Raw genomic sequence first — 24998 nt, forward strand, 5'->3', positions numbered from 1 at the left:
GAAGCTTGTAGCTCCCAACTACATTCCATGCCGCCGCAATAACTTCTCATAAGTCCCGTCAGCCTTCATCGCTGCAATCGCCCGGTCAAACCCGGCGACGATCTGCTCATGCTGCGGATTCTTCAGGCTGACCAGAATATGCAGGCTGTTCTCACTCAACGGCTTGGGTAAAAACTCCACCGAATTGCGTACCTTGGCCGATTCCCGCGCCAGGTAATACTTGGCCACGTATTCGTCTTCCAGGGTCAGCTTGACCCGGTCCGCCGCGAGCATGCGCACGCCCATGGCGAAGTTGTGCACAGGGACTTTCTGCATCGCCGTGTCGGCATCGAACGGTGCGGAATAGGCGTACCCGCGCACCACTGCAATCGGATAGGTGTGCAGTTGCTCGAGGCTGTTGTATTCAATAGGTGCGTCTTTACGCTTGAGGAAGCGGATGCGGTTGATCAGGTACTCACCGGAAAACTGGCCGATCTGCGTGCGCTCCTCGTTGTACCAGGCGTTGACCAGAACGTCGTAACGCCCCTCGCCAATCCCCAGCAACGCCCGCGCCCAAGGCACCTGTTCGTAACCGCTGGCATAACCGGCGCGAGCCAGTGCGGTGCTGACAATGTCGGTGGCCAGGCCACCGTTGACCAGTGCATCGTCGGTAAATGGCGGCCAGTTATCGAACGCCAGCCGCAGCTTCTGCGCCGCAGCATCCTGGCCGAGCACCAGCAGTCCGATCAAAGCAACGGCTTGAAGCAATCGCAGCATGCTTGAACATCCTCAGCGGGCAACCGCCCGACGTGGTTTCACGTCAAAACCCAAGGCCCCTTACCGGCAAAACCCAAGCATTGAACATTAGCTCATGGGAGCCAGTGGACAGTGCTCTGGAGCAGATTACACAAAGTCGCAGCCAGCGCGAGAAAGGAATAGTGGCATTTTGACCTTTATCACAGACTGTTGCGCCATACAGACATACGGCGCTGCTGCGCTTAGTATCGGGCGACATCGTCAAGGAATCGCAAAATGACAATCGAGTGGATCTGCAAACATCACAGCGATCTGGGCAAAGAGCAGTTGTACGCATTATTGAAGCTGCGCTCGGATGTGTTCGTGGTCGAACAGAAATGCGCCTATCCGGACCTCGACGGCCAGGACCTGGAGGGCGATACCCATCATCTGATGGGTTGGGAAGACGATCAGTTGATGGCATACCTGCGCCTGCTGGACCCGGAATCCCAAGGCGGCGACGTGGTGATTGGCCGGGTGATCACCGCCCCTGCCGGGCGTGGCAAGGGGCTGGGCCACGCGATGATGGAACAGGCACTGAAACAGGCCGAGAAGCACTGGCCGCAGGTTCCGATTTATCTGTCGGCGCAGGCGCATCTGCAGGGGTATTACGGCAAGTACGGGTTTGTCGCAGTCGGCGAGGAATATCTCGAGGATGACATTCCGCACATCGGGATGCGTCGGTCCTGAAGGCCCTTTCGCGAGCAGGCTCGCTCCCACAGGGAATGCATATCCATTGTGGGAGCGAGCCTGCTCGCGAAGGCGTTAGAACCGTCGGCGCAGGAATCAGGGGTATTCCAGCACCGCTTTTATCTGCCGCAAATTGCGTTCGATCCACCCGCGATCAATCGCACCCCAATCGCGAATCCGATAGCGCCCGGCATGATTGCGCGCGCCCTCTTCCTGCTCGAACTCACAGATGATGTCCAGATCGGCCAGCGCGGCAATCGTGTCCTGCGCCGTGCGTCGCGGCATGCCGGTGACTTCGGTCAACGTCGGCACACTCGGCGCCAGGCCGCTATCGATCAGATAAGCCACGTACAAACGGCGATAGAAACTGCTTTTGGTCTTGCTGACGTCCATCCACACCTTCCTGATTGGTCAAGCCTGCATATCCCGCCACGTCAGGTACACACGCAGATCGAACTCGATCTGGTGATACCCCGGCAGCATGTGCTCGCACAGTTTATAGAACGCCTTGTTGTGGTCCGATTCCTTGAAGTGCGCCAGCTCGTGCACCACGATCATCTTCAGAAAATCCGGCGCGGCGTCCTTGAACAGCGCGGCGATGCGGATTTCCTTGTTGGCCTTGAGCTTGCCGCCCTGCACCCGTGACACCGTGGTGTGCAGACCGAGCGCGCGGTGGGTAAGGTCGAGGCGGTTGTCGAACAGCACTTTGTCGATGGCCGGCGCATTGCGCATGTACTGCTGCTTGAGATCCAGCGCGTAACTGTACAAGGCCTTGTCGCTCTGCACGTCATGTCGCCCCGAATAGCGTTGATCGAGGTAATCACCCAGCCGCCCTTCGGCAATCAGTTGACGCACCTGATCCTGCAATTGCGCGGGGTAGGCCTGGAGGTACTTCAACACAGTCATGGACGGGCAGCACGGTTCGAAAAAAGGTGCGCCAGTGTAGCGAATTCAACCGGGCAACGCGCTCCAGTCAAACGGTTCAACGAAGCTGACCGCGTCTTCGGCGATCAACGGCCGCGCGACGAGGAAGCCCTGCACGTATTCGCAGCCATGGGCTTGCAGCCACTGATATTGCTCGAGGGTTTCCACCCCTTCGGCAATCACCAGCAGACTGTATTGCTTGCACAGGTCGAGAACCATGCGCACCAGCGCCGCATCGCGTGGCGAGTCCGGCAGGCGCGCGATCAGGTGGCGGTCAAGCTTCAGCGTGTCCAGTTCCAGATCGCGCAGATGCGTCAGCGAGCAAGGCCCGGAACCGAAATCATCCAGTGCCACACGCACCCCGAGATGACGCAGCAAGCGTAGTTGCTTGCGGGTTTCGTCGGGGTTTTGCATCAACGCTTCTTCGGTGACCTCGACTTCCAGTTGCTGCGGTTGCAGCGCATGGCGTTCCATGACCTGACGCAATTCGGTGACCAGATTCGGCAGGCCGAACTGGGTGTTGCTCAGGCTCACGCCGAGCACCAGATCTTCGGCGAACAAGGTTTCCCAGGCTTTGCGCTGGCCGGCGCCACGGTGGTAGATCCAGCTGCCGAGGCGACTGATCAGGCGCGCCTCTTCCAGCAACGGCAGAAACAACCCCGGCGGCACATCGCCGACGCTCGGGTGCTGCCAGCGCAGCAGCGCTTCGAACCCGCGAATCTGCCCGCTGCCGATCGCAACCTGCGGTTGATAGACCAGATTGAAATCACGATTCTCGATGGCCTCGCGCACGCTGTCTTCAAGCATCAGACGCGAGCGCGCGCGGCCGTTCATTTCATGATCGTAGAAGCGATATTGCTGGCGCCCGGCACGCTTGGCTTCGTACATGGCAATGTCCGAAGCGCGCAGCAAGCCGTCGAGGTTACGGCCACAGTCGGGATAAGTAGCGATGCCGATACTGGCGCCAAGGACGATATCCAGGCCTTCGATCTGCTGACAGACCGATACCCGTTCGATGAGCTTTTCCGCAATCTTCGCCGCTTGCTCGGGGAACTCCAGATCCAGCAGCGCGGTAAATTCATCGCCGCCCATGCGCGCGAGAATATCGAACGGCCGCAGGCACGCCTTCAATTGTTCGGAGACCCAACGCAACACGCGGTCGCCGGCGTCATGGCCGAGGGAATCATTGACCCGTTTGAAGCCATCGAGATCGAGGTAGAGCAGCACCCAGCTGCTGTCGCTGCGTTCGCCGCGCAACAACAGGTTTTCCACGGTCTGGTAGAACCCGCGCCGGTTGAGCAGGCCGGTCAGCGGATCGGTCACCGCCTGAAATTCCAATTGCTGGTGCAAGTGACGCACCACCGACATGTCCAGCACCGTCACCACCATCGCGTGCTGCTCCGAGGGCAGCGGCGCGCAGGACAAGGCCACCGGCACTTGCTGCCCGGGCGCAGTACGCAACAACGCATCATGCAGGCGCAGGGTTTCGCCACGTTGGTAGCCGGCGTAGAACTCGGAATCGGCCCACAACGCAATGTGCGGCTTCTGCAGGAAATCGAGAAACTCCTTGCCTTCCAGATCCTTCACCGGCGCATTGAGCAGTCGCGAAATCGCCGGGTTGGCAAAGCGGATCACGCCGTCCTCGCTCAATACCAGAATGCCTTCGGCGGCGTTGTCCAGCACCGAGGCATTGAAGGCGCGCGCCACTTCCAGGTCATGACTCAGGCGTTGCAAGGCACGGCGATTGCGCTGGTGCTCGAGCAGCGCCTGGACCTTGGGCTTGAGGATTTGCGGATCGAATGGCTTGAACAGGTAATCCACCGCGCCGCTGGCATAACCCTTGATCACGGCGTCCTGGGATTGCTCGTTGGCGGTGAGGAAAATGATCGGCGTCAGCCGCGTGCGCTGGCTGCCGCGCATCAAGCGCGCGACCTCGAAACCGTCCATGCCGGGCATCTGCACATCGAGCAGGACCAGGTCGATGTCGTGTTCGAGCAAAAGGTTCAGCGCCTCGAAACCCGAGGCGGCGGTCATCACGTGCCAATCCTGACGCTGCAGCAACGCGCGCATGCTGATCAGATTTTCGGGGTAATCATCGACGATCAAAAGGACCGAGCTGCCTTCACCTGGCTGGGGTTGCGCGCATTCCATGCTGCTTCTCTTATCGGGACCGGTTGCCGGCAAAACCATAGACGTACTGAGCCTTCACTCTAGACGCGGATCGGTGAAAGCAGAAGCTGTCATCCCGCCATCATTTAGACAATGCTCAACCCAGCCGACTAACGGTCACCGCTACAGCCCCCGAAAACCGGGCGGGATGGCATTTCGACAGGACTTTGACGTCAAGTAATCGCCGGGCGGGCATTAACAAAAATTGCCGCTACGCTTATAAAGACGCCCGAAAACGCGCGGGCTAGAGCTTCTGGCACCGGCGTTCCGGATGAATTGATTGGAAGAACCGTCATGATCGACCTCGCAACCTGGAACCTCAGCGTTCCCGTTGGCAGCCCGCCGTACACCGTCGAAACCTCAAAACTGGTGGATGGCTTCAAGGATCAGTACTTCCATTCCGACACCGGCACCCTGTTCTTCTGGTCCCCGGTGACCGGCTCGAAAACCGAAAACGCCATCTACCCACGTACCGAACTGCGCGAAACCTACAGCAACGGCACCCTGCGCAACTGGTACTACCCGGACGCCGACAACCTGCTACGCGCCACCCTCGCGGTGAACAAGGTGCCGAGCTCGGGCAAGATCGTCATTGGCCAGATCCACGCGTACGAAAGCCAGCGGCCGATGGTCAAGCTCGAATATCAGTACAAGGAGAAAACCCAGACCGGCAATCTGGTGATCAAAGTGCGCATGCGCCCGGACGACGCCGAAAGCCGCGTCATCACCCTCGCCACCGGCGTCAAGCTTGATCGCGAATTCAACTACCTCATCCACTTGAGCCCCGGCGGTGCCCTGGGCGTGAGTGCGGCGGGGTATCAGTGGGACTCCCAAATCAGCGCGACCTGGCGCGACAAGCCGCTGTACTTCAAGGCTGGGGTGTATGTGCAGGACAACACTGGGTATACGAGTGAGGGTGGACAGGTGACGTTTACCAAACTGGATATTGATCACGACAAGTAGCGCAAATCCTACTGTAGGAGCTGCCGGAGGCTGCGATCTTTTGATCTTGTTTTTGATTCTAAAAAGACAGAATCAAAAGATCGCAGCCTTCGGCAGCTCCTACCTTTAAACAGCGCTGTTTAGAGCTGTCAGCGGTTACTTCCGGATGCCTACAACAGCTTGCGTCGTTGCCTACCACTACGCCAGAATTCGCCGGCTTGTGCGCCTGGCGGGCCATCGGTAACTTGATTCGTGTCACTGATTCCCAGTGATCGGGTTTAGTAGCCCGTGGTTTCAAGCGTGATGCACAAGCATCTGTCAGTCGGGGATTTCGATTCCTGCGCTTGATGGCAGCTGTGCGCAGGGCACCTTCGGGTGCGCCGGCTTGCTCGAAACCCCGGTCTACTAACCTGCGTACAGTTGCCTCCACTTTGATTAGTAGCCAGAGCGGAGGCACTCCAATCAGGTTTCGAGCAAATGACTAAATCAACGCAACATCCGCCGGCCACCGACCCGGCCTCGCCATACGAATCCCTCGACTCAAAAAAACTCAACGACGCCGCCGAACGCGCCCTCGACCACTACCTCAACCCCGCCGCCCTTATCATGGCGAGCACCAACGAACCCGAGCCCATGTACTTCGCAAACCCGAAATACAACACCGAATCCCTGCTGGCCAACGCCAGCGAAACCTTGGGCTCAGCCAGCGTCATGCTCAACAACTTCGCCGCGATGCTCGACAACTCGCATCGCAAAACCGCGCTGGGGATCGCGCAGGTCGTCATGCTCGGTGAACTGGCAGTGAATCAGGCACTGGATCACGTTGAACTGAAGGAGTAGTCACTGATAAAGGACTCTTCGTCGACGAGCTCACCGTCAATCCAGCAGTCATGCCCACGCTTGAAGAGATAGCGGAAATATTTGTTTAATTACGCCCACAAAAAACCCGCCTCTCGGCGGGTTTCTTTTAATCAGCTCAACCCTCAGGCTCAGTTGACCTTAGCGTTCAACTCACCCTTCAGATAACGCTGATACATCGCCTCCAGCGAGATCGGTTTGATCTTCGAAGCATTACCCGCAGTACCAAACGCTTCGTAACGCGCGATGCACACGTCACGCATCGCAGTCACGGTGGCGCCGAAGAATTTACGCGGGTCGAATTCGCTCGGGTTGGTGGCCATCAGACGTCGCATGGCGCCGGTGGAGGCCAGGCGCAGGTCGGTGTCGATGTTGACCTTGCGCACGCCGTGCTTGATGCCTTCGACGATTTCTTCAACCGGGACGCCGTAGGTTTCTTTGATGTCGCCGCCGTACTGGTTGATGATCGCCAGCCACTCTTGTGGCACGGAGGACGAACCGTGCATCACTAGGTGAGTGTTCGGGATGCGCTTGTGGATTTCCTTGATACGGTCGATCGCCAGCACGTCGCCGGTGGGTGGCTTGGTGAACTTGTAGGCGCCGTGGCTGGTGCCGATGGCGATGGCCAGGGCGTCGACCTGGGTGCGCTTGACGAAGTCAGCGGCTTCTTCCGGGTCGGTCAGCATCTGGCTGTGATCCAGAACGCCTTCAGCGCCGATACCGTCTTCTTCACCGGCCATGCCGGTTTCCAGCGAACCCAGGCAGCCCAGCTCGCCTTCTACCGAAACGCCGCAGGCGTGGGCCATGGCCACGGTTTGTTGGGTAACGCGGACGTTGTAGTCGTAGTCGGTCGGGGTCTTGCCGTCTTCGCCCAGCGAGCCGTCCATCATCACCGAGCTGAAGCCCAGTTGAATCGAACGCTGGCAGACGTCAGGGCTGGTGCCGTGGTCCTGGTGCATGCACACCGGGATGTGCGGGAACTCTTCGATCGCGGCCAGGATCAGGTGACGCAGGAATGGCGCGCCGGCGTATTTGCGGGCGCCGGCCGAAGCCTGGACGATCACCGGGGAGTCAGTCTTGTCAGCGGCTTCCATGATGGCGCGCATCTGCTCAAGGTTGTTGACGTTGAAGGCTGGAACGCCGTAGCCGAACTCGGCTGCGTGGTCCAGCATCTGGCGCATGCTGATAAGTGCCATTGTGTGTGTCTCTCCCGGTTGAGGGTCGTTGATCGTGCCAGCCTGCCGGAGCGGCGGCGGCTATTCAAGTTAATGCAGATCGGGGGTTGAGGCCCGGTCTGGTGATTCGGTGTTACCAAAACTGTGTGAACAACAGAGAATCCCTGTGGGAGCGAGCCTGCTCGCGAAAGCGGTCTGACAGACACTGCATCATCGACGGCAAGATTGCTTTCGCGAGCAGGCTCGCTCCCACATTTGGATCTCTGTACATCAATTCAATCGTGTTACTCGGCCTTGCAACCACGGCCAATCAGGTCATTGGTGGCGACCCAGTACACCAGGCCTTCGTCACCCTTGACGTGAAACGCCAGCATGCCATCGCTGTACAGCGTGCCCGAGGCGCCCGGCTCTTCTTTCAGGCGATAGACCTGATCACCGCCGCCGAGGCGAACGTCGACTGCCTTCTGGCCGGCATCGGCGTAACGCCACAACACCTTGGCCTGGCTGTCGCAGGTCCAGGTCGTCCAGTTGTCCGCCGGGGCCGACGCCTGAAACAGGTTCAACTGCGCGCAACCGCCTAACAATGCCAACGCCGCAACGGCGATCAAGCCTTTCATCCGTGTTCCTCGACTGACGACGCACGCCGCCAGCCCTGAGTTAAAGAGTCAGACCCGTCAAGGACAACCATGTTCCTTGACCGGGGTTTGCGTCTCGTATTTGTCCAGGCCGTCCGGGCCCGAGCGCTTGTTCAGCACCGGGTTGGTTTCGGCCTGCCAGTCGGCCTGATAACAGCCCTTCTGCGGCTCGCTCGGTGCTGGCGTCGCGTCAGCCTTCGGGGTGCTCCCGCAGGCCGCCAGCGTACCGGTCAGCAACAACAGCGCTAATGACTTGACCATGTGAACACTCCTTTGCCTGGCCAAACGGGCGGCCTCAGGCCTTGGCCCGGCTTTCCAGGACTTCAACGGCAGGCAGCACCTTGCCCTCGACGAATTCGAGGAACGCGCCACCACCGGTGGAAATGTAGGAGATCTGCTCAGCCACGCCATATTTATCGATCGCCGCCAGGGTGTCGCCACCGCCGGCAATGGAGAATGCCGAGCTTTCAGCGATAGCCAGGGCCAGCACTTTGGTGCCGTTACCGAACTGATCGAACTCGAACACGCCGACCGGGCCGTTCCACAGAATGGTTTTCGACGATTTCAGCAGTTCAGCGAAGTTGGCCGCGGTTTGCGGGCCGATATCGAGAATCATGTCGTCTGCCGCGACGTCAGCGATCAGTTTGACGGTCGCTTCGGCGCTTTCGGCAAATTCCTTGGCAACCACGACATCAACCGGCAACGGCACGCTGACTTTCGCCGCGATTTCACGGGCGGTGTCGAGCAGGTCCGGTTCGTACAGCGATTTGCCAACCGGGTGGCCGGCGGCCGCGAGGAAGGTGTTGGCGATGCCGCCGCCGACGATCAGTTGATCGCAGATCTGGCTCAGGCTGTTGAGTACGTCGAGCTTGGTCGAGACCTTGGAGCCGGCAACAATGGCCGCCATTGGCTTGGCCGGTGCGCCCAGGGCTTTGCCCAGTGCGTCCAGTTCAGCGGCCAGCAACGGGCCAGCGGCAGCGACTTTGGCGAACTTGGCTACACCATGGGTCGAACCTTCGGCGCGGTGAGCAGTGCCGAAAGCGTCCATCACGAACACGTCGCACAGGGCCGCGTATTGCTGGGCCAGGTCGTCGGCGTTCTTTTTCTCGCCCTTGTTGAAGCGCACGTTTTCGAACAGCACGATGTCGCCAGCCTTGACCTCGACACCGCCGAGGTAGTCAGCCACCAGCGGCACTTCGCGGCCGAGCGCCTTGCTCAGGTAGTCGGCAACAGGTTTCAGGCTGTTCTCGGCGGAGAATTCGCCTTCGGTAGGACGGCCCAAGTGCGAGCAGACCATCACTGCCGCGCCTTTTTCCAGGGCCAGCTTGATGGTCGGCAGCGAAGCCAGGATGCGCGCGTCGCTGGTGACAACACCGTCCTTGACGGGGACGTTGAGGTCTTCGCGGATCAATACGCGCTTACCTTGCAGATCGAGGTCGGACATCTTCAACACGGTCATGGGTCGCACTTCCTACGGTTTTTTTGAAGTTGCTGTTTGCAGATAGTGGTCTGCTACGTCCAGCATTCGGTTGGCAAAACCCCATTCGTTGTCGAACCAGGCCAGGATGTTCACCAGTTTGGGGCCGGAAACACGGGTCTGACTGGCATCGACGATGGCCGAATGTGGGTCATGGTTGAAATCACAGCTGGCGTGCGGCAACTCGGTGTAGGCCAGAAGGCCTTTGAGCGGGCCGCTGGTGGCGGCTTCGCGCAGGATCCGGTTGACCTCGTTGGCGTCAGTCGCGGTGGCGGTCTGCATCGTGATGTCGAGGCAGGACACGTTGACTGTCGGCACGCGCACGGCTTTGGCCTGAATTCGCCCGGCAAGTTCCGGCAGCAGGCGCTCGATACCACGCGCCAGACCAGTGGACACCGGGATCACCGACTGGAACGCCGAACGCGTGCGGCGCAGGTCTTCGTGGTGATAAGCGTCGATCACTGGCTGATCGTTCATTGCCGAGTGAATCGTGGTGATCGACACGTAATCCAGACCGATCGCCTGATCGAGCAGACGCAGCAGCGGCACGCCGCAGTTGGTGGTGCAGGAGGCGTTGGACACCAGCAGTTCGTCGCCGGTCAGGCAGTCCTGATTGACGCCGTAGACGATGGTGGCGTCGACATCCGCTTCGCTGGCCATCGGCTGCGAGAACAGCACGCGCGGTGCGCCGGCGTCGAGAAACCGCTGGCCATCGGCACGGGTGTGGTAAGCGCCAGAGCACTCAAGCACCAGATCGACGCCCAGCGACGCCCAATCGATGCCTTCAGGGGTGGCACTGCGCAAGACCTTCACGCAGTCGCCATTGATATGCAGACAATCGCCCTCAACCCGCACTTCGCCGGGAAAGCGGCCGTGGGTGGAGTCGAAGCGTGTCAGGTATTCGATGCTGGCCATGTCGGCCAGATCGTTGATCGCGACAATTTCAAACCCGGCCTGCGCGCCGCGCTCGAACAACGCCCGCAAGACGCAACGACCAATGCGGCCGTAGCCGTTGAGTGCAACTTTGTAGGGACGCGGTTGAGGCATGGGGTTCTCGATTACCGTGGTGAATCATGCAGTGCGATATTGCCTGAACCAGCGCTTTCGCGAGCAGGCTCGCTCCCACATTGGAATGCATTTCCCTGTGGGAGCGAGCCTGCTCGCGAAGGCGTCAGCCCGGACAACATAACTGTCAGATTTAGTCTTCCAGCAGCTCTTCAGCCTGACCGAGGATGTTTTCCAGGGTAAAACCGAACTCTTCGAACAATGCCGAAGCCGGCGCCGACTCACCGTAGGTGGTCATGCCGATCACGCGACCTTCCAGACCCACATACTTGAACCAGAAATCGGCGTGGGCGGCTTCGATGGCGATACGTGCGCTGACCTGCAACGGCAGCACCGACTGCTTGTACTCGGCATCCTGAGCATCGAACGCGCTGGTGCACGGCATGGACACCACGCGAACCTTGCGGCCCTGCTCGGTCAGTTTGTCGAAGGCTTGAACCGCCAGACCGACTTCCGAACCGGTGGCGATCAGGATCAGCTCAGGCTCGCCTGCGCAATCCTTGAGCACATAACCGCCACGGCTGATGTTGGCAATCTGGCCAGCGTCGCGTTCCTGATGTTGCAGGTTCTGCCGCGAGAAGATCAGCGCCGACGGGCCGTCCTTGCGCTCCAGAGCGTTTTTCCAGGCCACTGCCGATTCCACGGCATCGGCTGGACGCCAGGTGTCGAGGTTCGGCGTGCTGCGCAGGCTGGTCAATTGCTCGATTGGCTGGTGCGTCGGGCCGTCTTCGCCCAGACCGATGGAGTCGTGGGTGTAGACGTGGATCACGCGCTTCTTCATCAAAGCCGACATGCGTACGGCGTTGCGTGCGTATTCCATGAACATCAGGAACGTCGCGCCGTAAGGCACCAGACCGCCGTGCAGGGCGACGCCGTTCATGATCGCGGTCATGCCGAACTCGCGCACGCCGTAGTACATGTAGTTGCCGCTGGCATCTTCAGCGCTGACGCCTTTGCAGCCTTTCCACAGGGTCAGGTTGGAGCCGGCGAGGTCAGCCGAACCGCCGAGCATTTCCGGCAGCAGCGGGCCGAAGGCGTTGAGGGTGTTCTGGCTGGCTTTGCGGCTGGCGATGGTTTCGCCCTTGGCCGCGACTTCGGCGATGTAGGCCGAGGCTTTTTCCGAGAAGTCGGCCGGCAGCTCGCCGCTCAGACGGCGGATCAGCTCGTTGGCTTCAGTCGGGAATGCAGCGGAGTAAGCGGCGAAACGCTGATCCCACTCGGCTTCGACCGCGCGGCCAGCTTCCTTGGCGTCCCACTCGGCATAGATCTCGGCCGGGATTTCGAACGGGCCGTGGTTCCAGTTCAGCGCCTGACGGGTCAGGGCGATTTCCGCGTCACCCAGTGGGGCGCCGTGGCAGTCTTCCTTGCCCTGCTTGTTCGGCGAACCGAAACCGATGGTGGTCTTGCAGCAGATCAGGGTCGGCTGGGCGCTCTTGCGCGCGGTTTCGATGGCGGTCTTGATCTCTTCCGGATCGTGGCCGTCGACGTTGCGGATCACCTGCCAGTTGTAGGCTTCGAAACGCTTCGGCGTGTCATCGGTGAACCAGCCTTCGACTTCGCCGTCGATGGAAATGCCGTTGTCATCGTAGAAGGCGATCAGCTTGCCCAGGCCCAGCGTGCCGGCCAGAGAGGCGACTTCGTGGGAAATGCCTTCCATCATGCAGCCATCACCGAGGAACACATAGGTGTGGTGGTCAACGATGTTGTGGCCGGGACGGTTGAACTGCGCGCCCATGACTTTTTCCGCCAAGGCGAAACCGACGGCGTTGGCCAGGCCCTGACCCAGCGGACCAGTGGTGGTTTCAACGCCCGGGGTGTACCCGAATTCCGGGTGGCCTGGAGTGCGGCTGTGCAGTTGACGGAACTGCTTGAGGTCGTCGATCGACAGGTCGTAACCGGTCAGGTGCAGCAGCGAGTAGATCAACATCGAGCCGTGGCCGTTGGACAGCACGAAGCGGTCACGGTCGGCGAACGACGGGTTGCTCGGGTTGTGTTTGAGGTAGTCGCGCCACAGCACTTCGGCAATATCTGCCATACCCATAGGGGCACCGGGATGGCCGCTGTTGGCTTTTTGCACGGCATCCATGCTGAGGGCACGAATGGCGTTGGCACGCTCACGACGGCTAGGCATCGCTGATCTCCTGGGTGTGAATAGACTGAAACGGAAAAAAGGAGGGCATTTTCCCTCACCCATGCGCCTCGGGGCAATGACAGATAGTCATCGGCAGGCGTTTTTCCAATCGATAGCACAGGTTTCGCTTGGTGAAACCTTTCCGCTATTCGTTTGTAGAGACTACCGTCCGCTAAGAAGTGCCATTTATCGAGCAATATCAAAACTTTTTGATATTGGCCTTGCGGTGCCTTGCCCCCGTCTCTAGACTGCCAGCCCTATGAACTTACGCGTGCCTTCCATTCGCCATGACGATTGCGACGAGCTGGCGGCCCTGTGCAAGGCCGGCGGCGATCCGCTGCGGCTGAATGTATTGCGCGCGCTGGCCAACGATTCGTTTGGCGTGCTGGAGCTGGCGCAGATTTTCGGCATCGGCCAGTCGGGCATGAGCCATCACCTCAAGGTGCTGGCGCAAGCCGATCTGGTGGCGACACGCCGTGAGGGCAACGCGATTTTCTATCGTCGCGCCCTGCCCCACAGCGAATTGCTCGGCGGCAAGCTGCACGCGGCATTGCTGGAAGAAGTCGACAATCTGCATCTGCCTGATGAAGTGCAAGCACGCATCGAGCAGGTTCATGGTCAGCGTGCCGCCGCCAGCCGGGACTTTTTCGCCCGGGTCGCGGAAAAATTCCGTGCCCAGCAGGATTTGATCGCAGGCCTGCCGCAGTACCGTGACAGCGTGCTGGCCCTGCTCGACAAACTGAACTTCGATGGTGCAGCCACGGCCATTGAAGTCGGCCCCGGCGATGGTGCTTTTCTGCCGGAACTGGCCCGTCGCTTCGGCACCGTAACCGCGCTGGACAACAGCCCGGCGATGCTCGAACTGGCGCGCCAGGTGTGTGAACGTGAACAGCTGGCTAACGTCAGCCTGCAATTGGCCGATGCATTGAACGGCACAAGCCTTCAAGCCGATTGCGTGGTGTTGAATATGGTCCTGCACCATTTCGCCGCCCCGGCCGATGCGCTCAGGCACATGGCCGACTTGCTGCAACCGGGCGGTAGCCTGCTCGTGACAGAGTTATGTAGCCACAACCAGAGTTGGGCCAGGGAGGCCTGCGGTGATCTCTGGTTGGGGTTTGAACAGGACGATCTGGCCCGTTGGGCCACCGCTGCGGGACTCGTTCCCGGGGAAAGCCTCTATGTAGGCTTACGTAATGGTTTCCAGATCCAGGTTCGCCACTTTCAGCGACCGGCTGGCGACACTCACCATCGGTAAATTCAGGAAAACATCGAGATGAGCGAATACTCCCTCTTCACCTCCGAGTCCGTGTCTGAAGGACATCCGGACAAAATCGCCGACCAGATTTCCGATGCGGTGCTGGACGCCATTATTGCCCAGGACAAACACGCTCGCGTGGCCGTGGAAACCCTGGTCAAGACCGGCGTGGCCATCGTTGCCGGTGAAGTGACCACCAGCGCCTGGGTCGACCTGGAGCAGATCGTTCGTGACGTGATCTGCGACATCGGCTACACCAGCTCCGAAGTCGGCTTCGACGGCGCGACCTGCGGCGTGATGAACATCATCGGCAAGCAGTCCCCTGACATCAACCAGGGTGTTGACCGCGCCAAGCCTGAAGATCAGGGCGCCGGCGACCAGGGCCTGATGTTCGGCTACGCCAGCAACGAAACCGACGTTTTGATGCCAGCGCCGATCACCTTCTCGCACCAGCTGGTGCAGCGTCAGGCTGAAGCACGCAAGTCGGGCCTGCTGCCTTGGCTGCGTCCGGATGCCAAGTCGCAAGTGACCTGCCGTTACGAAGGCGGCAAGGTTGTCGGCATCGACGCTGTTGTTCTGTCGACCCAGCACAACCCGGAAGTCTCGTACAAAGACCTGCGCGAAGGCGTGATGGAGCTGATCGTCAAGCACGTACTGCCTGCCGAACTGCTGAGCAAGGACACCCAGTTCCACATCAACCCGACCGGCCAGTTCATCATTGGCGGCCCGGTAGGTGACTGCGGTCTGACCGGTCGCAAGATCATCGTCGACAGCTACGGCGGCATGGCCCGTCACGGCGGCGGCGCGTTCTCCGGCAAGGATCCATCGAAGGTTGACCGTTCGGCTGCCTACGCTGGCCGTTACGTGGCCAAGAACATCGTTGCAGCCGGCCTGGCCGAGCGTTGCGAGATTCAGGTTTCCTACGCGATCGGTGTGGCCCAGCCTACGTCGATCTCGCTGAACACCTTCGGCACCGGCAAGATCAGCGATGACAAGATCATCAAACTGGTGCGTGAAGTGTTCGACCTGCGTCCATACGCAATCACCACCATGCTCGACCTGCTGCACCCGATGTACCAGGAAACCGCAGCCTACGGCCACTTCGGTCGTGCGCCGCAGACCAAGACCGTTGGCGAAGACAGCTTCACCACGTTTACCTGGGAAAAAACCGACCGCGCCGACGCCCTGCGTTCTGCCGCTGGCCTGTAACCCCCTGGCTGCATGAAAGCCCCGTACGGTTTGCGCCGTGCGGGGCTTTTTCATGCCTGACAGATTTTTGAGATCCGTGTGGGAGCGAGCCTGCTCGCGAAGGCGCCCGCCCATGCAACGTCAATTCAGAATCCGGAAACACCTCGAAAAACACCCTCGGTAACGCATTTCGAATCCTCACCTACCCTTCAAGCATCACCCCCGAGCAAGGACGCTCAACGATGCTCTTCACACTGCGCCTGTTGCTGGCCTTCCTGCTGGCACTCATTACCCTCGTCAGCCAAGCAAATTGCCCCGACTGGCCCTTATCCCAAGCCCAACGCGAAATCACGCTGCTGCAAAACCGGATCGACCAATGGGACGAAGCCTATCATCGCGAAGGCCGCTCATTGATCAGCGACGAACTCTATGACCAGTCCCAGCTACGGCTGAAAGAATGGCAAGCCTGTTTCAACCAACCCTCATCCCCGCAGCCGTTGCGCACCGCGTCCGGCCCGGTCACCCACCCCATCGCCCACACCGGCCTGGACAAGCTGCACAAAGCCGAAGACGTCGCCCACTGGTTGCGCGATCGCCAGAACGTCTGGGTGCAGCCCAAGGTCGACGGCGTGGCTGTCACGCTGATCTACCGCCAGGGAATATTGCAGCAGGCGATCAGTCGCGGTGACGGGGTCAACGGCCAGGACTGGACCGCCTCCGCCCGCAGGATTGCAGCCATTCCGCAACGTTTGAGGCAGCCACGGGATCTGCTGGTACAGGGCGAACTCTATTGGCGCCTGAGCGCGCATGTTCAATCACAGTCCGGCAGCGTCAATGCCCGCGCCACCATCGCCGGGCTGATGGGGCGCAAATCCCTGGATGCCGACCAGGCCGCCGGGATCGGTCTGTTTGTATGGGACTGGCCGCAAGGTCCTGTGCGGCTGCCGAAAAGACTGTCCGAACTTCAGACATTGGGGTTCGCCACAACCGAGCCCTTTACACAGCCCGTCAGCCGATTCGAAGACGCGCAAAAATGGCGCGAGCACTGGTATCGCTCGCCCCTGCCCTTTGCCAGCGACGGCGTGGTGCTGCGTCAGAGCCAACGGCCCCCTGCCGAACGCTGGCAGGCTCGCGCGCCGTATTGGGCGATCGCCTGGAAATACCCTTTCGCCCAGGCATTGGCCCAAGTGCGCAAGGTCAACTTCAAAATCGGCCGCACCGGGCGAATCACGCCGGTGCTGGAACTACTGCCAGTCAGACTCGATGACCGCGAAATCAAACGGGTCAGCGTCAGCTCGCTCAAGCGCTGGCAAACCCTCGACATTCGCCCCGGCGATCAGGTGGCAATCAGTCTGGCCGGGCTGACCATTCCGCGCCTGGACAGTGTCGTGCTGCGCACCAGCGAACGGGCAGACATCAGCATTCCCGATGTCGGCGATTACCACGTACTGAGCTGCTGGCAACCGACGCCGGGGTGTGAAAGCCAGTTTCTCGCGCGTCTGACCTGGCTCGGTGGCAAGCAGGGCCTGGCCATGCAACATGTCGGGCGTGGCACCTGGGAGAAACTTTTGGAAACAGGCCGCCTGAAACACCTGCTGGATTGGCTGACCCTCGATGCGTCAGAGCTTGCTAACATTGCCGGCCTCGGCGAGCGCAGTAGCGCACGTCTGATCCATAGTTTTCACGGCGCGCGGCAACAGCCGTTTGCTCGATGGTTGAAAGCCCTGGGCATGCCGCCGACCGGACAGGCACAACTGGACGATTCGTGGCAGGCCCTGGCACAACGCGACACTGAACAATGGCAGGCAGAAGCCGGCATCGGCCCGGGACGCGCCGCGCAACTGAGTGCATTCTTTCGCGACCCGCAGGTAGTGGCTTTGAGTGAAACTCTGAAAGCCGCCGGAATCGACGGCTTCTGAACATGCAATCCCCGCCCGACGGGAACCCAACGGCCGGCCAGACGCTCCAACAGCGCAGTGCCCTCCAACCCCGATTGCCTTTGCACATGGAGCTTTTATGAAATTTCTCGCACCGCTCGCCCTGCTTACTCTTTGCGGCGTCATGGCCGCTCCGGTCATGGCCGAAGAAGACGGCCCGGGCCCGACCGGTTGCGCTGCCAAGAAGCAGGGCATCATCAATCAGATCGAACAGGCCAAGTCGCGCGGCAACATGGAGCAGCAGGCAGGCCTGGAAACCGCTCTGCGTGAAGTCAATGAACACTGCACCGACGCCGGGCTGAAAAAAGAACGTGAGAACAAAGTGCTTGAGGCCAAGCATGAGGTGAGCCAGCGTCAGGCGGACCTCGACAAGGCCATGAAGAAGGGCGATCCGGAGAAGATCAACAAGCGCAAGGAGAAGCTCGCCGAGTCGCGCAAGGAACTGCAGGAAGCGCTGGACGAAATCGATAAGTAAGAGATTAGTCTGGAGGGGAATGGCAGACCGCTTTCGCGAGCAGGCTCGCTCCCACATTGGAATGCATATCCCCTGTGGGAGCGAGCCTGCTCGCGAAGGTTCAGCTCAAGCGACACAAATCAATGATCGCGAAACTCTTTATGGCAAGCACTGCAGGCATCTTCAACTTTCTGCACTGCCGGCCCAAGATTGCTGGCCTTGTACGGCTGAACCTGACTGGCGACCACCAATTCACCGGTGGCTGTCTCGAGGGCGCGGGCCAGTTCCTGAAAACGCGCCTGTTTCTGCCAGACATCATCTTTGGCGCTGGTGTGATCTTCCTCGCGCACCTGCGGAAAATGCTTCCACGGCTCATGGGCCAACGCATCAAGTCTGACCGCGCCCTCGGCAAATTTCGGCCCGTCGAAGGCAATGCGCCCGCGCAACATGCCGCCGAGGTCTTCGCTGGTCTTGAGCATCTGCTTGAAGATGGCCTTGCGTTGACCCAGCGGCGAATTCGGGTCGACACCGCCACAGGCGGACAAAGCCAGGCAGGCCAGCAATACAACAGCAATGGGTTTCAGAGTCATGGTGGCTTCAGGTCGCGGAAATCGGCGGCCAGTATCCTCGGCTCACCGCCAAACACCAATAGCCCTATTAAAAATACGGGTTGGTCGAGCGCATGGAGCACTCGGCCAACCGGCACAGGAATCACTCCATGAACAGCCGCTTCACGGCCTGGCGTCACCCGCTTATCGTCACCCTTCCACTGCTCGCCATCCTCGCCGGTTGCACAGGCGGCGACAGCGCCAAACCGAAAACCCATGCGCTGGCCACTTATTCCAGCGCGACCTGGGAAGCGTTGCCAGCGGTCTCCGACAGCGATCTGGTCGCCGGTTTCGGCTCGTGGCGCAGCGCCTGCACCCGACTCAAAGCCGACACAGTCTGGGGGCCGACCTGCGCTGCAGCGGTGAATGTGCCGCAAAGCGCCGCCGAGATTCGTGCATTCCTCAAGCAGAATCTCGATGTCTACGGCCTGCGCGCCGAGAATGACAACCCCAATGGTCTGATCACCGGCTACTACGAACCGGTGTACCCCGGCAGCCTGACGCCCACCGCAACGGCGAACGTGCCAGTGTACGGCGTGCCGGAAGACATGATCATCGTCTCGCTCGACAGCATCTACCCGGAATTGAAAGGCAAGCGCCTGCGCGGCCGCCTCGAAGGTCGCGTGCTCAAGCCTTACGACGACGCGGCGACCATTGAATCCAAAGGCGTGAAAGCGCCAGTGGTCGCCTATCTGACTGATCCGATGAATCTGCAATTCTTGCAGATTCAGGGCTCGGGCCGGATTCAGACCGAGGACGGCAAACAATTGCGCATCGCCTACGCCGATCAGAACGGCCACCCGTATCGCCCGATCGGTCGCTGGCTGGTCGAGCAAGGCGAGCTGAAGAAAGAAGACGTGACCATGACCGCAATCAGCGACTGGGCCAAGGCCAACCCGACGCGCATCCCGGAACTGCTGGCCAGCAACCCGAGCTACGTGTTCTTCACCCGCAACCCGGACAGCAACGAAGGGCCACGCGGCTCGCTGAACGTACCGCTGACCGCCGGCTACAGCGCGGCGGTGGATCGCAAGGTGATTCCGTTGGGCAGTCTGTTATGGCTGTCGACCACCAAGCCGGATGGCACCCCACTGGTGCGCCCGGTCGCGGCGCAGGATACCGGCGGCGCGATTGCCGGCGAGGTGCGCGCGGATCTGTTCTGGGGCACGGGTGATGCGGCCGGGCAACTGGCCGGGGACATGAAGCAGCAGGGGCAGATCTGGATGCTCTGGCCTAAAGGACAAGAGTTGCCGCAAGTGCCGCAGGTGGCTGACAAACCCTAAAAGCAAAAGATCGCAGCCTTCGGCAGCTCCTACAGGAGTATGCATTCCTCTGTAGGAGCTGCCGCAGGCTGCGATCTTTTGACCTTGCTTTTAAATGGACACAAAGAAAAACGAAGCAATCAGCCCCATCCCGATAAACCACACCACCGAACGCAGTGCTGCCCAGTCAGCCAGGTAGCAGATGATGTACAGCAGGCGACTGGTGATAAACAGCACGGCCAGCACATTGACCGTCACCAGCTGCGCAGTGCCGACCAGGTGGGCAACGATCACCGCAGCGGCAAACGCAGGCGTTACTTCAAAGCTGTTCAGTTGCGCGGCGTGGGCGCGACGGGCGACGCCATTGACGCTGTCGAGAAAGTCCCGTGGATCATAATTGTCCTTGAGGCGGAAACCGCCGGTGGCCTTCGCCACGATCGTGCACACGTACGGCAGGAAAATCGCGATCAACACACACCACAGAGCCACTGTCATAACGTCGTCCTTTTTTCGATTGGAGAAATTGGCGAGCGATCAGAAATTCATCACCAGCATGCCGATCAGCACCTGCCCACAGGCTAAGAGCCGCGCCCGGCAGAAAGGTTCTTTCAGCTGGATATAACACGGCACTTCCAGCGCGCCGTCGATTAGTCAGATTATTGATTCGCCATGTGTCAGCAGCTGTTTATACTGCAACCCACCACGCCGTACTCAGCTGCACACCAAAAAACTCCAATAAAAGCTGCCTGCTCCGCTTTCTTCGAAAACGGTCGCTGGCACGCGTATGCCTGATCAAAGCGTCAAGACTACCGACAGAGACCTTGCGCATGCCCCTCGCTTTGCTTGCACTTGCCGTTGCCGCGTTCGGCATCGGCACCACCGAATTCGTCATCATGGGCCTGCTGCCCGACGTCGCCCGCGATCTGGCGGTGAGCATTCCTCACGCCGGGCTGCTGATCACCGGTTACGCCCTGGGCGTGGTGTTCGGCGCACCGATCCTGGCGATCGGCACCGCCAATATGCCGCGCAAAGCGACACTGCTGGGCATGACGCTGATGTTCATCCTCGGCAACGTGCTCTGCGCGCTCGCGCCGAACTATGCGACGCTGATGGCGGCGCGCGTGGTCACAGCGCTGTGTCACGGGGCGTTTTTCGGCATTGGCTCGGTGGTTGCCGCCGGCCTGGTTGCGCCGAACAAACGCGCGCAAGCCATTGCAATGATGTTCACCGGCCTGACCCTGGCCAACGTCCTCGGCGTGCCATTGGGCACAGCGCTGGGCCAATACGCTGGCTGGCGCTCGACCTTCTGGGCGGTATCGGTAATTGGCGTTGTTGCCGCGCTGGCGCAGTGGTTGTGGTTGCCGAAACACATCGCGATGGACAAGGCCAATCTCGCGAGCGAATTCAAAGTGCTGGGCAAGGCCAACGTGCTGCTGGCGCTGGGTATGAGCGTGCTGGCCTCGACCAGCCTGTTCAGCGTGTTCACCTATATCGCTCCGATCCTGCAAGACATCACTGGCGTCAGCCCCCACGGCGTGACGGTGATGCTGCTGTTGTTCGGCGTCGGCTTGACAGCGGGCAGCATGCTCGGCGGGCGCCTGGCTGATAGCCGCTTGCTGCCGTCGCTGGTCGGCGTTGCGCTGGCAGTCGTGGTGATTCTCGCGGCGTTCAGCCAGACCAGCCGCGCGGTGATTCCGGCGGCGATTACCCTGGTGCTGTGGGGAATTTTCGCCTTTGCGCTGTGCCCGATTCTGCAGCTGTTGATCATCGATCAGGCGCACGAAGCGCCGAATCTGGGTTCGACGCTGAACCAAAGCGCGTTCAATCTGGGCAACGCAGCAGGTGCCTGGATCGGTGGACTGGTGGTTGCCAGCGGCGCGGATCTGGCGGACCTGCCATGGACCGGGGCGCTGGTTGGCGTGCTGACGGTGCTGACGGCGCTGTTGTTCATTTACCTGCAACGTCGGCGGGCGAGTGCGGTCAATGTGTCTGGCTGATCGTGGTGTGTCGGATAGAGCCCTCACCCTAGCCCTCTCCCAAAGGGAGAGGGGACTGATCGGGGGATGCTTGAGAGCTGCGCCGACCTGACCGTGCTTCGCTGAATCCATGATCGGCAACACCGGCAAGAAAACCGGCTTCTGGCTGGAAGAGTTCGCCGCGCTCGACCCGGTCATCCAGGTCGATGCACCTCGCCAGACACCTCGGTCGGCTCCCTCTCCCTCTGGGAGAGGGCTGGGGTGAGGGGCTGCTGGGCGTGACGCGCAATTCGAATGTGCCCTCAGTCAACCCCGCCCCATCAAACCCCTGCGTCCAGACTCCGGTCGCGCTCCATTCACTCTCCATCCAAAGGACCCCGGATGCTTGAACTCGTCGCCGCTTTCATCTGCCTCACCACCCTCCTGACCTTCGTCAATTTCCGCTTTATCGGCCTGCCGCCGACCATCGGCGTGATGGTTACCGCCCTGCTGTTCTCACTGCTCCTGCAAGGCCTCAGCGTCCTCGGCTTCCCCGGTCTGGAAGACCGCGTGCAACAACTGATCGGCCAGATCGACTTCGGCGATCTGCTGATGAACTGGATGCTCTCGTTCCTGCTGTTCGCCGGCGCCCTGCACGTCAACTTGAATGACTTGCGCAGCTACCGTTGGCCGATCGGCCTGTTGGCGACCTTCGGCGTGTTGATCGCCACCGTGGTGATCGGCAGCCTGGCCTTCTACATTTTTGCCCTGTTCGGCTGGCACGTCAGTTTCCTCTACTGCCTGTTGTTCGGCGCGCTGATCTCACCGACCGACCCGATTGCCGTGCTCGGCGTACTGCGTACCGCCAACGCCTCGAAACCACTGAAAACCACCATCGTCGGCGAATCTCTGTTCAACGACGGCACGGCGGTGGTGGTCTTCACCGTGCTGCTGGGCATCGCGCAACTGGGCGAAACCCCGACCGTCAGCGCCACGGCCATGCTCTTCGTCCATGAGGCGATTGGTGGTGTGTTGTTCGGCGGGCTGATCGGTTATCTGGTCTATCGCATGATCAAAAGCGTCGAGCAGCACCAGATCACCGTGATGCTGACCCTGGCCCTGGTGATCGGCGGTTCGGCGATGTCCACCGAACTGCACGTCTCGGCGCCGATTGCGATGGTGGTGGCCGGTCTGATCATCGGTAACCTCGGGCGCAATCTGGCGATGAACGACATGACCCGTCGCTATCTGGACGGTTTCTGGGAGTTGCTCGATGACATGCTCAACGCGCTGCTGTTTGCGCTGATCGGCATGGAGTTGTTGCTGCTGCCGTTCAACTGGCTGCACATGGCCGCTGCAGGTCTGCTGGCGGTGGCGATTCTGCTGTCGCGCCTGCTTACCGTGGCCCCGGCGATCCTCTTGCTGCGTCGCTGGCGCTCAGTGCCGGCTGGCACCATCCGCATCCTCACCTGGGGCGGTTTGCGCGGTGGTGTGTCGGTGGCACTGGCTCTGGCCCTGCCGCTGGGCCCGGAGCGCGACCTGCTGCTGAGCATCACCTACATCGTCGTGCTCTCGTCGATCCTGCTGCAGGGCCTGACCATCGGCAAACTGGTCAAGCACGCGACGCGCAACGAGCCGGCCAGCGTGGCTGAGCCAGCCCACCACTGATCATTTCTTGATCGACTGCGGATCGGGCTCAACAGCCTGATCCGCAGACTCCTTCGGCGCACCGCTTTCACTGCGAATCTGCGCATGGCTGATCAGCGCGAAGATAAAGCTGCCGCCGATGATATTTCCCGCCAGCGTCGGCGCGGCGAACACCGCCCAGAAATCACTCCACGGCAACTCGCCGGCAAACACCAGATAGGACACTTCCGCCGATCCGACGACGATGTGGGTGAAATCGCCCAGTGCCATGAAGTAGGTGATGAGGATGATGATCCACATCTTCGCGCTCTCCATGGACGGGATCATCCAGACCATGGTGGCGATCATCCAGCCGGAAACAATGCCCTTGGCGAACATCTGACTGGCGCTGTGCTCCATGACCTTACGGCCGATTTCGAGGAAGGCGACGTCGGTCTTGCTGTCGAAAATCGGCAGTTCCAGCATCACGTACGCCACCAGAATCGTCCCGCAGAGGTTGCCGACCAATACCACTGTCCACAGACGGATCAGGCGCAGGAAATTCTTCAGCGTCGGCCTGGTCATCACCGGCAGCACGGCGGTCAGGGTGTTTTCGGTGAACAGTTGCTGGCGCGCGAGGATGACCGCGAGGAAACCGGCGCAGTAGCCGAAACTGGCGATCACCTTGAATTCGTCGCCGTCGGGCAGGCGCGAATTGAGCAATCCCATGCCCATCAGCGACAGGCCCATGGTCAACCCTGCCGCCAGCGCCGACCACCACAGCGCGGCAATGCTGCGCTCCAGTTCCTGATCGCCCTGAGTGCGGATGATTTCATGCAGAACGGCCGCGCGCGGCGGCTGGCTCTTTTCGACCTCGTGCTGCTCCTTGGCCGAGAGGTCGGGGGTCTTGTCGCTGGTGGGGGTGGTCATGGCGTGGCAACCGGTGGGGGGGGATGTAGCTACGACCGTTGCGCTTGGGAATACGTTCTGTAGGCGCGGCGCAAATCTCTGCATGCACACCAATCCAGGGTAGGAGCTGCCGAAGGCTGCGATCTTTTGATTTTGATTTTCAGAAACAAGATCAAAAGATCGCAGCCTTCGGCAGCTCCTACAGGCACAGGTGATTCCTGTGGGAGCGAGCCTGCTCGCGAAGAATGCGCCGCCGATCTTATTGAACGGCCTCGTCATCCTTGAACTGGTCTTTCACATATTTGATCTCGGTCCGCCCGTGCGGCGCCGGCAGGCCGTCTTCGCCGAGGTTGACGAACACCATCTTCTCGACGGTCAGGATGCTCTTGCGGGTGATCTTGTTGCGCACTTCGCAGGTCAGGGTGATCGAGGTGCGGCCGAATTCGGTGGCGGTGATGCCCAGTTCGATGATGTCGCCCTGGCGCGAGGCGCTGACGAAGTTGATTTCCGAGATGTACTTGGTCACCACACGCTGGTTGCCCAGTTGCACGATGGCGTAGATCGCCGCTTCTTCGTCGATCCAGCGCAGCAGGCTGCCGCCGAACAGGGTGCCGTTGGGGTTGAGGTCTTCGGGTTTAACCCATTTGCGGGTGTGGAAATTCATGTTCACTCCTGAGCGCTTGCCGAAAGATGCGCCCATCTTGGCAGACTGCTCAGTCAGGCTCCAGGCAGCTGCGACTATGGTCGCCATTGGCGATCTTCATCTGGCCGACAGAAACCCTTTGGAAGATCAGCCCGGGCGGCTATAATCGCCCCCGTTTCAAAAAACGGTAACGTTCACTGGCTACCGTTTTCCCGCCACCTGTCCGAGGGGCGCTGCAGCAGGTTCGACCTGTCAGGCTCGGATGGGGCGTTGACCGGCCTGCGCCGGACACTAAACGCACAACGGCGCCCATTCGCATAC

At 60.5% G+C, this 24998-nt stretch carries 24 protein-coding genes and 1 riboswitch; of the genes, 10 read left to right on the top strand and 14 right to left on the bottom strand.

Translation table 11 applies throughout. The features are described from left to right. Positions 1–18 precede the first annotated feature (18 nt). The gene (locus ND528_RS05515; protein WP_263469871.1) at positions 19–756 is read right to left on the bottom strand and encodes a substrate-binding periplasmic protein; all 738 of its coding nucleotides are present in this window, start codon (positions 754–756) and stop codon (positions 19–21) included. 255 nt (positions 757–1011) lie between these two features. Here ND528_RS05515 and ND528_RS05520 point away from each other — a divergent pair, with 255 nt between their 5' ends. After that, entirely contained in the window at positions 1012–1464 is a 453-nt protein-coding gene (locus ND528_RS05520) for a GNAT family N-acetyltransferase (RefSeq protein ID WP_263469872.1), read from the top strand. A 96-nt stretch (positions 1465–1560) separates the two neighbouring features. On the opposite strand, the gene ND528_RS05525 is transcribed toward ND528_RS05520, so the two are convergent. From ND528_RS05525 to ND528_RS05535, 3 genes are read right to left on the bottom strand one after another with little or no spacing between them, the layout of a single operon-like run. Continuing rightward, on the bottom strand, positions 1561–1857 hold the full coding sequence (locus ND528_RS05525; RefSeq protein WP_263469873.1) for a winged helix-turn-helix domain-containing protein: 297 nt from the start codon (positions 1855–1857) through the stop codon (positions 1561–1563). A gap of 18 nt (positions 1858–1875) precedes the next feature. Next, entirely contained in the window at positions 1876–2370 is a 495-nt protein-coding gene (locus ND528_RS05530) for a M48 metallopeptidase family protein (RefSeq protein ID WP_263469874.1), read from the bottom strand. A 45-nt stretch (positions 2371–2415) separates the two neighbouring features. After that, positions 2416–4539: a putative bifunctional diguanylate cyclase/phosphodiesterase gene (locus ND528_RS05535; RefSeq protein ID WP_263469875.1), complete on the bottom strand. Its 2124-nt coding sequence runs from the start codon at positions 4537–4539 to the stop codon at positions 2416–2418. A 312-nt stretch (positions 4540–4851) separates the two neighbouring features. On the opposite strand from ND528_RS05535, the gene ND528_RS05540 reads away from it, so the two are divergent. After that, positions 4852–5520 carry a polysaccharide lyase family 7 protein gene (locus ND528_RS05540; RefSeq protein ID WP_016772792.1) on the top strand — a complete coding sequence of 223 codons (669 nt, stop codon included), beginning with the start codon at positions 4852–4854 and terminating at the stop codon, positions 5518–5520. A gap of 456 nt (positions 5521–5976) precedes the next feature. After that, positions 5977–6339, top strand: coding sequence for a DUF6124 family protein (locus tag ND528_RS05545; RefSeq protein ID WP_263469876.1), 363 nt, complete (start codon positions 5977–5979; stop codon positions 6337–6339). A gap of 149 nt (positions 6340–6488) precedes the next feature. Here the strand turns inward: ND528_RS05545 and fba are convergent, their stop codons facing one another. The 6 genes from fba to tkt all read right to left on the bottom strand — a co-directional run bounded on the left by fba (position 6489) and on the right by tkt (position 12840). Next, positions 6489–7553: a class II fructose-bisphosphate aldolase gene (fba, locus tag ND528_RS05550; protein WP_008081027.1), complete on the bottom strand. Its 1065-nt coding sequence runs from the start codon at positions 7551–7553 to the stop codon at positions 6489–6491. A gap of 263 nt (positions 7554–7816) precedes the next feature. After that, positions 7817–8149: an MliC family protein gene (locus ND528_RS05555; protein WP_130911663.1), complete on the bottom strand. Its 333-nt coding sequence runs from the start codon at positions 8147–8149 to the stop codon at positions 7817–7819. Between the two features lie 57 nt (positions 8150–8206). After that, the gene (locus tag ND528_RS05560; RefSeq protein ID WP_016772786.1) at positions 8207–8428 is read right to left on the bottom strand and encodes a hypothetical protein; all 222 of its coding nucleotides are present in this window, start codon (positions 8426–8428) and stop codon (positions 8207–8209) included. 34 nt (positions 8429–8462) lie between these two features. Continuing rightward, positions 8463–9626: a phosphoglycerate kinase gene (locus tag ND528_RS05565; RefSeq protein WP_130911662.1), complete on the bottom strand. Its 1164-nt coding sequence runs from the start codon at positions 9624–9626 to the stop codon at positions 8463–8465. Between the two features lie 12 nt (positions 9627–9638). Continuing rightward, positions 9639–10691, bottom strand: a complete 1053-nt coding sequence (epd, locus tag ND528_RS05570; protein WP_130911661.1) for an erythrose-4-phosphate dehydrogenase — start codon at positions 10689–10691, stop codon at positions 9639–9641. Between the two features lie 151 nt (positions 10692–10842). Continuing rightward, positions 10843–12840 (bottom strand): transketolase, encoded by a 1998-nt coding sequence (gene tkt / locus ND528_RS05575; protein ID WP_024014622.1) that lies wholly within the window; start codon positions 12838–12840, stop codon positions 10843–10845. A 259-nt stretch (positions 12841–13099) separates the two neighbouring features. Here tkt and ND528_RS05580 point away from each other — a divergent pair, with 259 nt between their 5' ends. The 4 genes from ND528_RS05580 to ND528_RS05595 all read left to right on the top strand — a co-directional run bounded on the left by ND528_RS05580 (position 13100) and on the right by ND528_RS05595 (position 17695). Beyond that, positions 13100–14095, top strand: a complete 996-nt coding sequence (locus ND528_RS05580) for an ArsR/SmtB family transcription factor (RefSeq protein WP_130911658.1) — start codon at positions 13100–13102, stop codon at positions 14093–14095. A gap of 18 nt (positions 14096–14113) precedes the next feature. Further along, on the top strand, positions 14114–15304 hold the full coding sequence (gene metK / locus ND528_RS05585; protein ID WP_024014624.1) for a methionine adenosyltransferase: 1191 nt from the start codon (positions 14114–14116) through the stop codon (positions 15302–15304). Positions 15305–15525: 221 nt separating this feature from the next. After that, positions 15526–17202, top strand: a complete 1677-nt coding sequence (gene ligB, locus ND528_RS05590) for an NAD-dependent DNA ligase LigB (protein ID WP_263469877.1) — start codon at positions 15526–15528, stop codon at positions 17200–17202. Positions 17203–17299: 97 nt separating this feature from the next. Further along, a complete protein-coding gene (locus ND528_RS05595; RefSeq protein ID WP_263469878.1) occupies positions 17300–17695 on the top strand; it encodes a DUF1090 domain-containing protein in 396 nt (131 codons plus the stop codon). Positions 17696–17814: 119 nt separating this feature from the next. Here ND528_RS05595 and ND528_RS05600 read toward each other — a convergent pair whose 3' ends face one another. Further along, a complete protein-coding gene (locus tag ND528_RS05600; RefSeq protein ID WP_137214286.1) occupies positions 17815–18264 on the bottom strand; it encodes a c-type cytochrome in 450 nt (149 codons plus the stop codon). Between the two features lie 128 nt (positions 18265–18392). On the opposite strand from ND528_RS05600, the gene mltA reads away from it, so the two are divergent. After that, entirely contained in the window at positions 18393–19565 is a 1173-nt protein-coding gene (gene mltA / locus ND528_RS05605) for a murein transglycosylase A (RefSeq protein ID WP_212617334.1), read from the top strand. Between the two features lie 90 nt (positions 19566–19655). Here the strand turns inward: mltA and ND528_RS05610 are convergent, their stop codons facing one another. After that, entirely contained in the window at positions 19656–20039 is a 384-nt protein-coding gene (locus tag ND528_RS05610; protein ID WP_130911654.1) for an MAPEG family protein, read from the bottom strand. Between the two features lie 332 nt (positions 20040–20371). On the opposite strand from ND528_RS05610, the gene ND528_RS05615 reads away from it, so the two are divergent. Next, positions 20372–21541, top strand: coding sequence for an MFS transporter (locus tag ND528_RS05615; protein ID WP_263469879.1), 1170 nt, complete (start codon positions 20372–20374; stop codon positions 21539–21541). 360 nt (positions 21542–21901) lie between these two features. Beyond that, positions 21902–23167 (top strand): cation:proton antiporter, encoded by a 1266-nt coding sequence (locus ND528_RS05620; RefSeq protein WP_024014630.1) that lies wholly within the window; start codon positions 21902–21904, stop codon positions 23165–23167. Here ND528_RS05620 and ND528_RS05625 read toward each other — a convergent pair whose 3' ends face one another. Further along, complete coding sequence (locus tag ND528_RS05625) at positions 23168–24055, bottom strand: formate/nitrite transporter family protein (protein WP_212617336.1); 888 nt, start codon at positions 24053–24055, stop codon at positions 23168–23170. Positions 24056–24293: 238 nt separating this feature from the next. Continuing rightward, positions 24294–24698, bottom strand: a complete 405-nt coding sequence (locus ND528_RS05630; RefSeq protein WP_016772772.1) for an acyl-CoA thioesterase — start codon at positions 24696–24698, stop codon at positions 24294–24296. Between the two features lie 198 nt (positions 24699–24896). Then, a riboswitch (S-adenosyl-L-homocysteine riboswitch) is annotated at positions 24897–24995 on the top strand. The last annotated feature ends 3 nt before the right edge of the window (positions 24996–24998 follow it).

Source organism: Pseudomonas mercuritolerans, from assembly GCF_025706525.1.
Taxonomy (GTDB): domain Bacteria; phylum Pseudomonadota; class Gammaproteobacteria; order Pseudomonadales; family Pseudomonadaceae; genus Aquipseudomonas; species Aquipseudomonas mercuritolerans.

Excerpts from the sequence above, each read along its gene's own strand:
- ND528_RS05515 (WP_263469871.1), bottom strand. The coding sequence starts at position 756 with ATGCTGCGATTGCTTCAAGCCGTTGCTTTGATCGGACTGCTGGTGCTC.
- ND528_RS05520 (WP_263469872.1), top strand. The coding sequence starts at position 1,012 with ATGACAATCGAGTGGATCTGCAAACATCACAGCGATCTGGGCAAAGAG.
- ND528_RS05525 (WP_263469873.1), bottom strand. The coding sequence starts at position 1,857 with ATGGACGTCAGCAAGACCAAAAGCAGTTTCTATCGCCGTTTGTACGTG.
- ND528_RS05530 (WP_263469874.1), bottom strand. The coding sequence starts at position 2,370 with ATGACTGTGTTGAAGTACCTCCAGGCCTACCCCGCGCAATTGCAGGAT.
- ND528_RS05535 (WP_263469875.1), bottom strand. The coding sequence starts at position 4,539 with ATGGAATGCGCGCAACCCCAGCCAGGTGAAGGCAGCTCGGTCCTTTTG.
- ND528_RS05540 (WP_016772792.1), top strand. The coding sequence starts at position 4,852 with ATGATCGACCTCGCAACCTGGAACCTCAGCGTTCCCGTTGGCAGCCCG.
- ND528_RS05545 (WP_263469876.1), top strand. The coding sequence starts at position 5,977 with ATGACTAAATCAACGCAACATCCGCCGGCCACCGACCCGGCCTCGCCA.
- fba (WP_008081027.1), bottom strand. The coding sequence starts at position 7,553 with ATGGCACTTATCAGCATGCGCCAGATGCTGGACCACGCAGCCGAGTTC.
- ND528_RS05555 (WP_130911663.1), bottom strand. The coding sequence starts at position 8,149 with ATGAAAGGCTTGATCGCCGTTGCGGCGTTGGCATTGTTAGGCGGTTGC.
- ND528_RS05560 (WP_016772786.1), bottom strand. The coding sequence starts at position 8,428 with ATGGTCAAGTCATTAGCGCTGTTGTTGCTGACCGGTACGCTGGCGGCC.
- ND528_RS05565 (WP_130911662.1), bottom strand. The coding sequence starts at position 9,626 with ATGACCGTGTTGAAGATGTCCGACCTCGATCTGCAAGGTAAGCGCGTA.
- epd (WP_130911661.1), bottom strand. The coding sequence starts at position 10,691 with ATGCCTCAACCGCGTCCCTACAAAGTTGCACTCAACGGCTACGGCCGC.
- tkt (WP_024014622.1), bottom strand. The coding sequence starts at position 12,840 with ATGCCTAGCCGTCGTGAGCGTGCCAACGCCATTCGTGCCCTCAGCATG.
- ND528_RS05580 (WP_130911658.1), top strand. The coding sequence starts at position 13,100 with ATGAACTTACGCGTGCCTTCCATTCGCCATGACGATTGCGACGAGCTG.
- metK (WP_024014624.1), top strand. The coding sequence starts at position 14,114 with ATGAGCGAATACTCCCTCTTCACCTCCGAGTCCGTGTCTGAAGGACAT.
- ligB (WP_263469877.1), top strand. The coding sequence starts at position 15,526 with ATGCTCTTCACACTGCGCCTGTTGCTGGCCTTCCTGCTGGCACTCATT.
- ND528_RS05595 (WP_263469878.1), top strand. The coding sequence starts at position 17,300 with ATGAAATTTCTCGCACCGCTCGCCCTGCTTACTCTTTGCGGCGTCATG.
- ND528_RS05600 (WP_137214286.1), bottom strand. The coding sequence starts at position 18,264 with ATGACTCTGAAACCCATTGCTGTTGTATTGCTGGCCTGCCTGGCTTTG.
- mltA (WP_212617334.1), top strand. The coding sequence starts at position 18,393 with ATGAACAGCCGCTTCACGGCCTGGCGTCACCCGCTTATCGTCACCCTT.
- ND528_RS05610 (WP_130911654.1), bottom strand. The coding sequence starts at position 20,039 with ATGACAGTGGCTCTGTGGTGTGTGTTGATCGCGATTTTCCTGCCGTAC.
- ND528_RS05615 (WP_263469879.1), top strand. The coding sequence starts at position 20,372 with ATGCCCCTCGCTTTGCTTGCACTTGCCGTTGCCGCGTTCGGCATCGGC.
- ND528_RS05620 (WP_024014630.1), top strand. The coding sequence starts at position 21,902 with ATGCTTGAACTCGTCGCCGCTTTCATCTGCCTCACCACCCTCCTGACC.
- ND528_RS05625 (WP_212617336.1), bottom strand. The coding sequence starts at position 24,055 with ATGACCACCCCCACCAGCGACAAGACCCCCGACCTCTCGGCCAAGGAG.
- ND528_RS05630 (WP_016772772.1), bottom strand. The coding sequence starts at position 24,698 with ATGAATTTCCACACCCGCAAATGGGTTAAACCCGAAGACCTCAACCCC.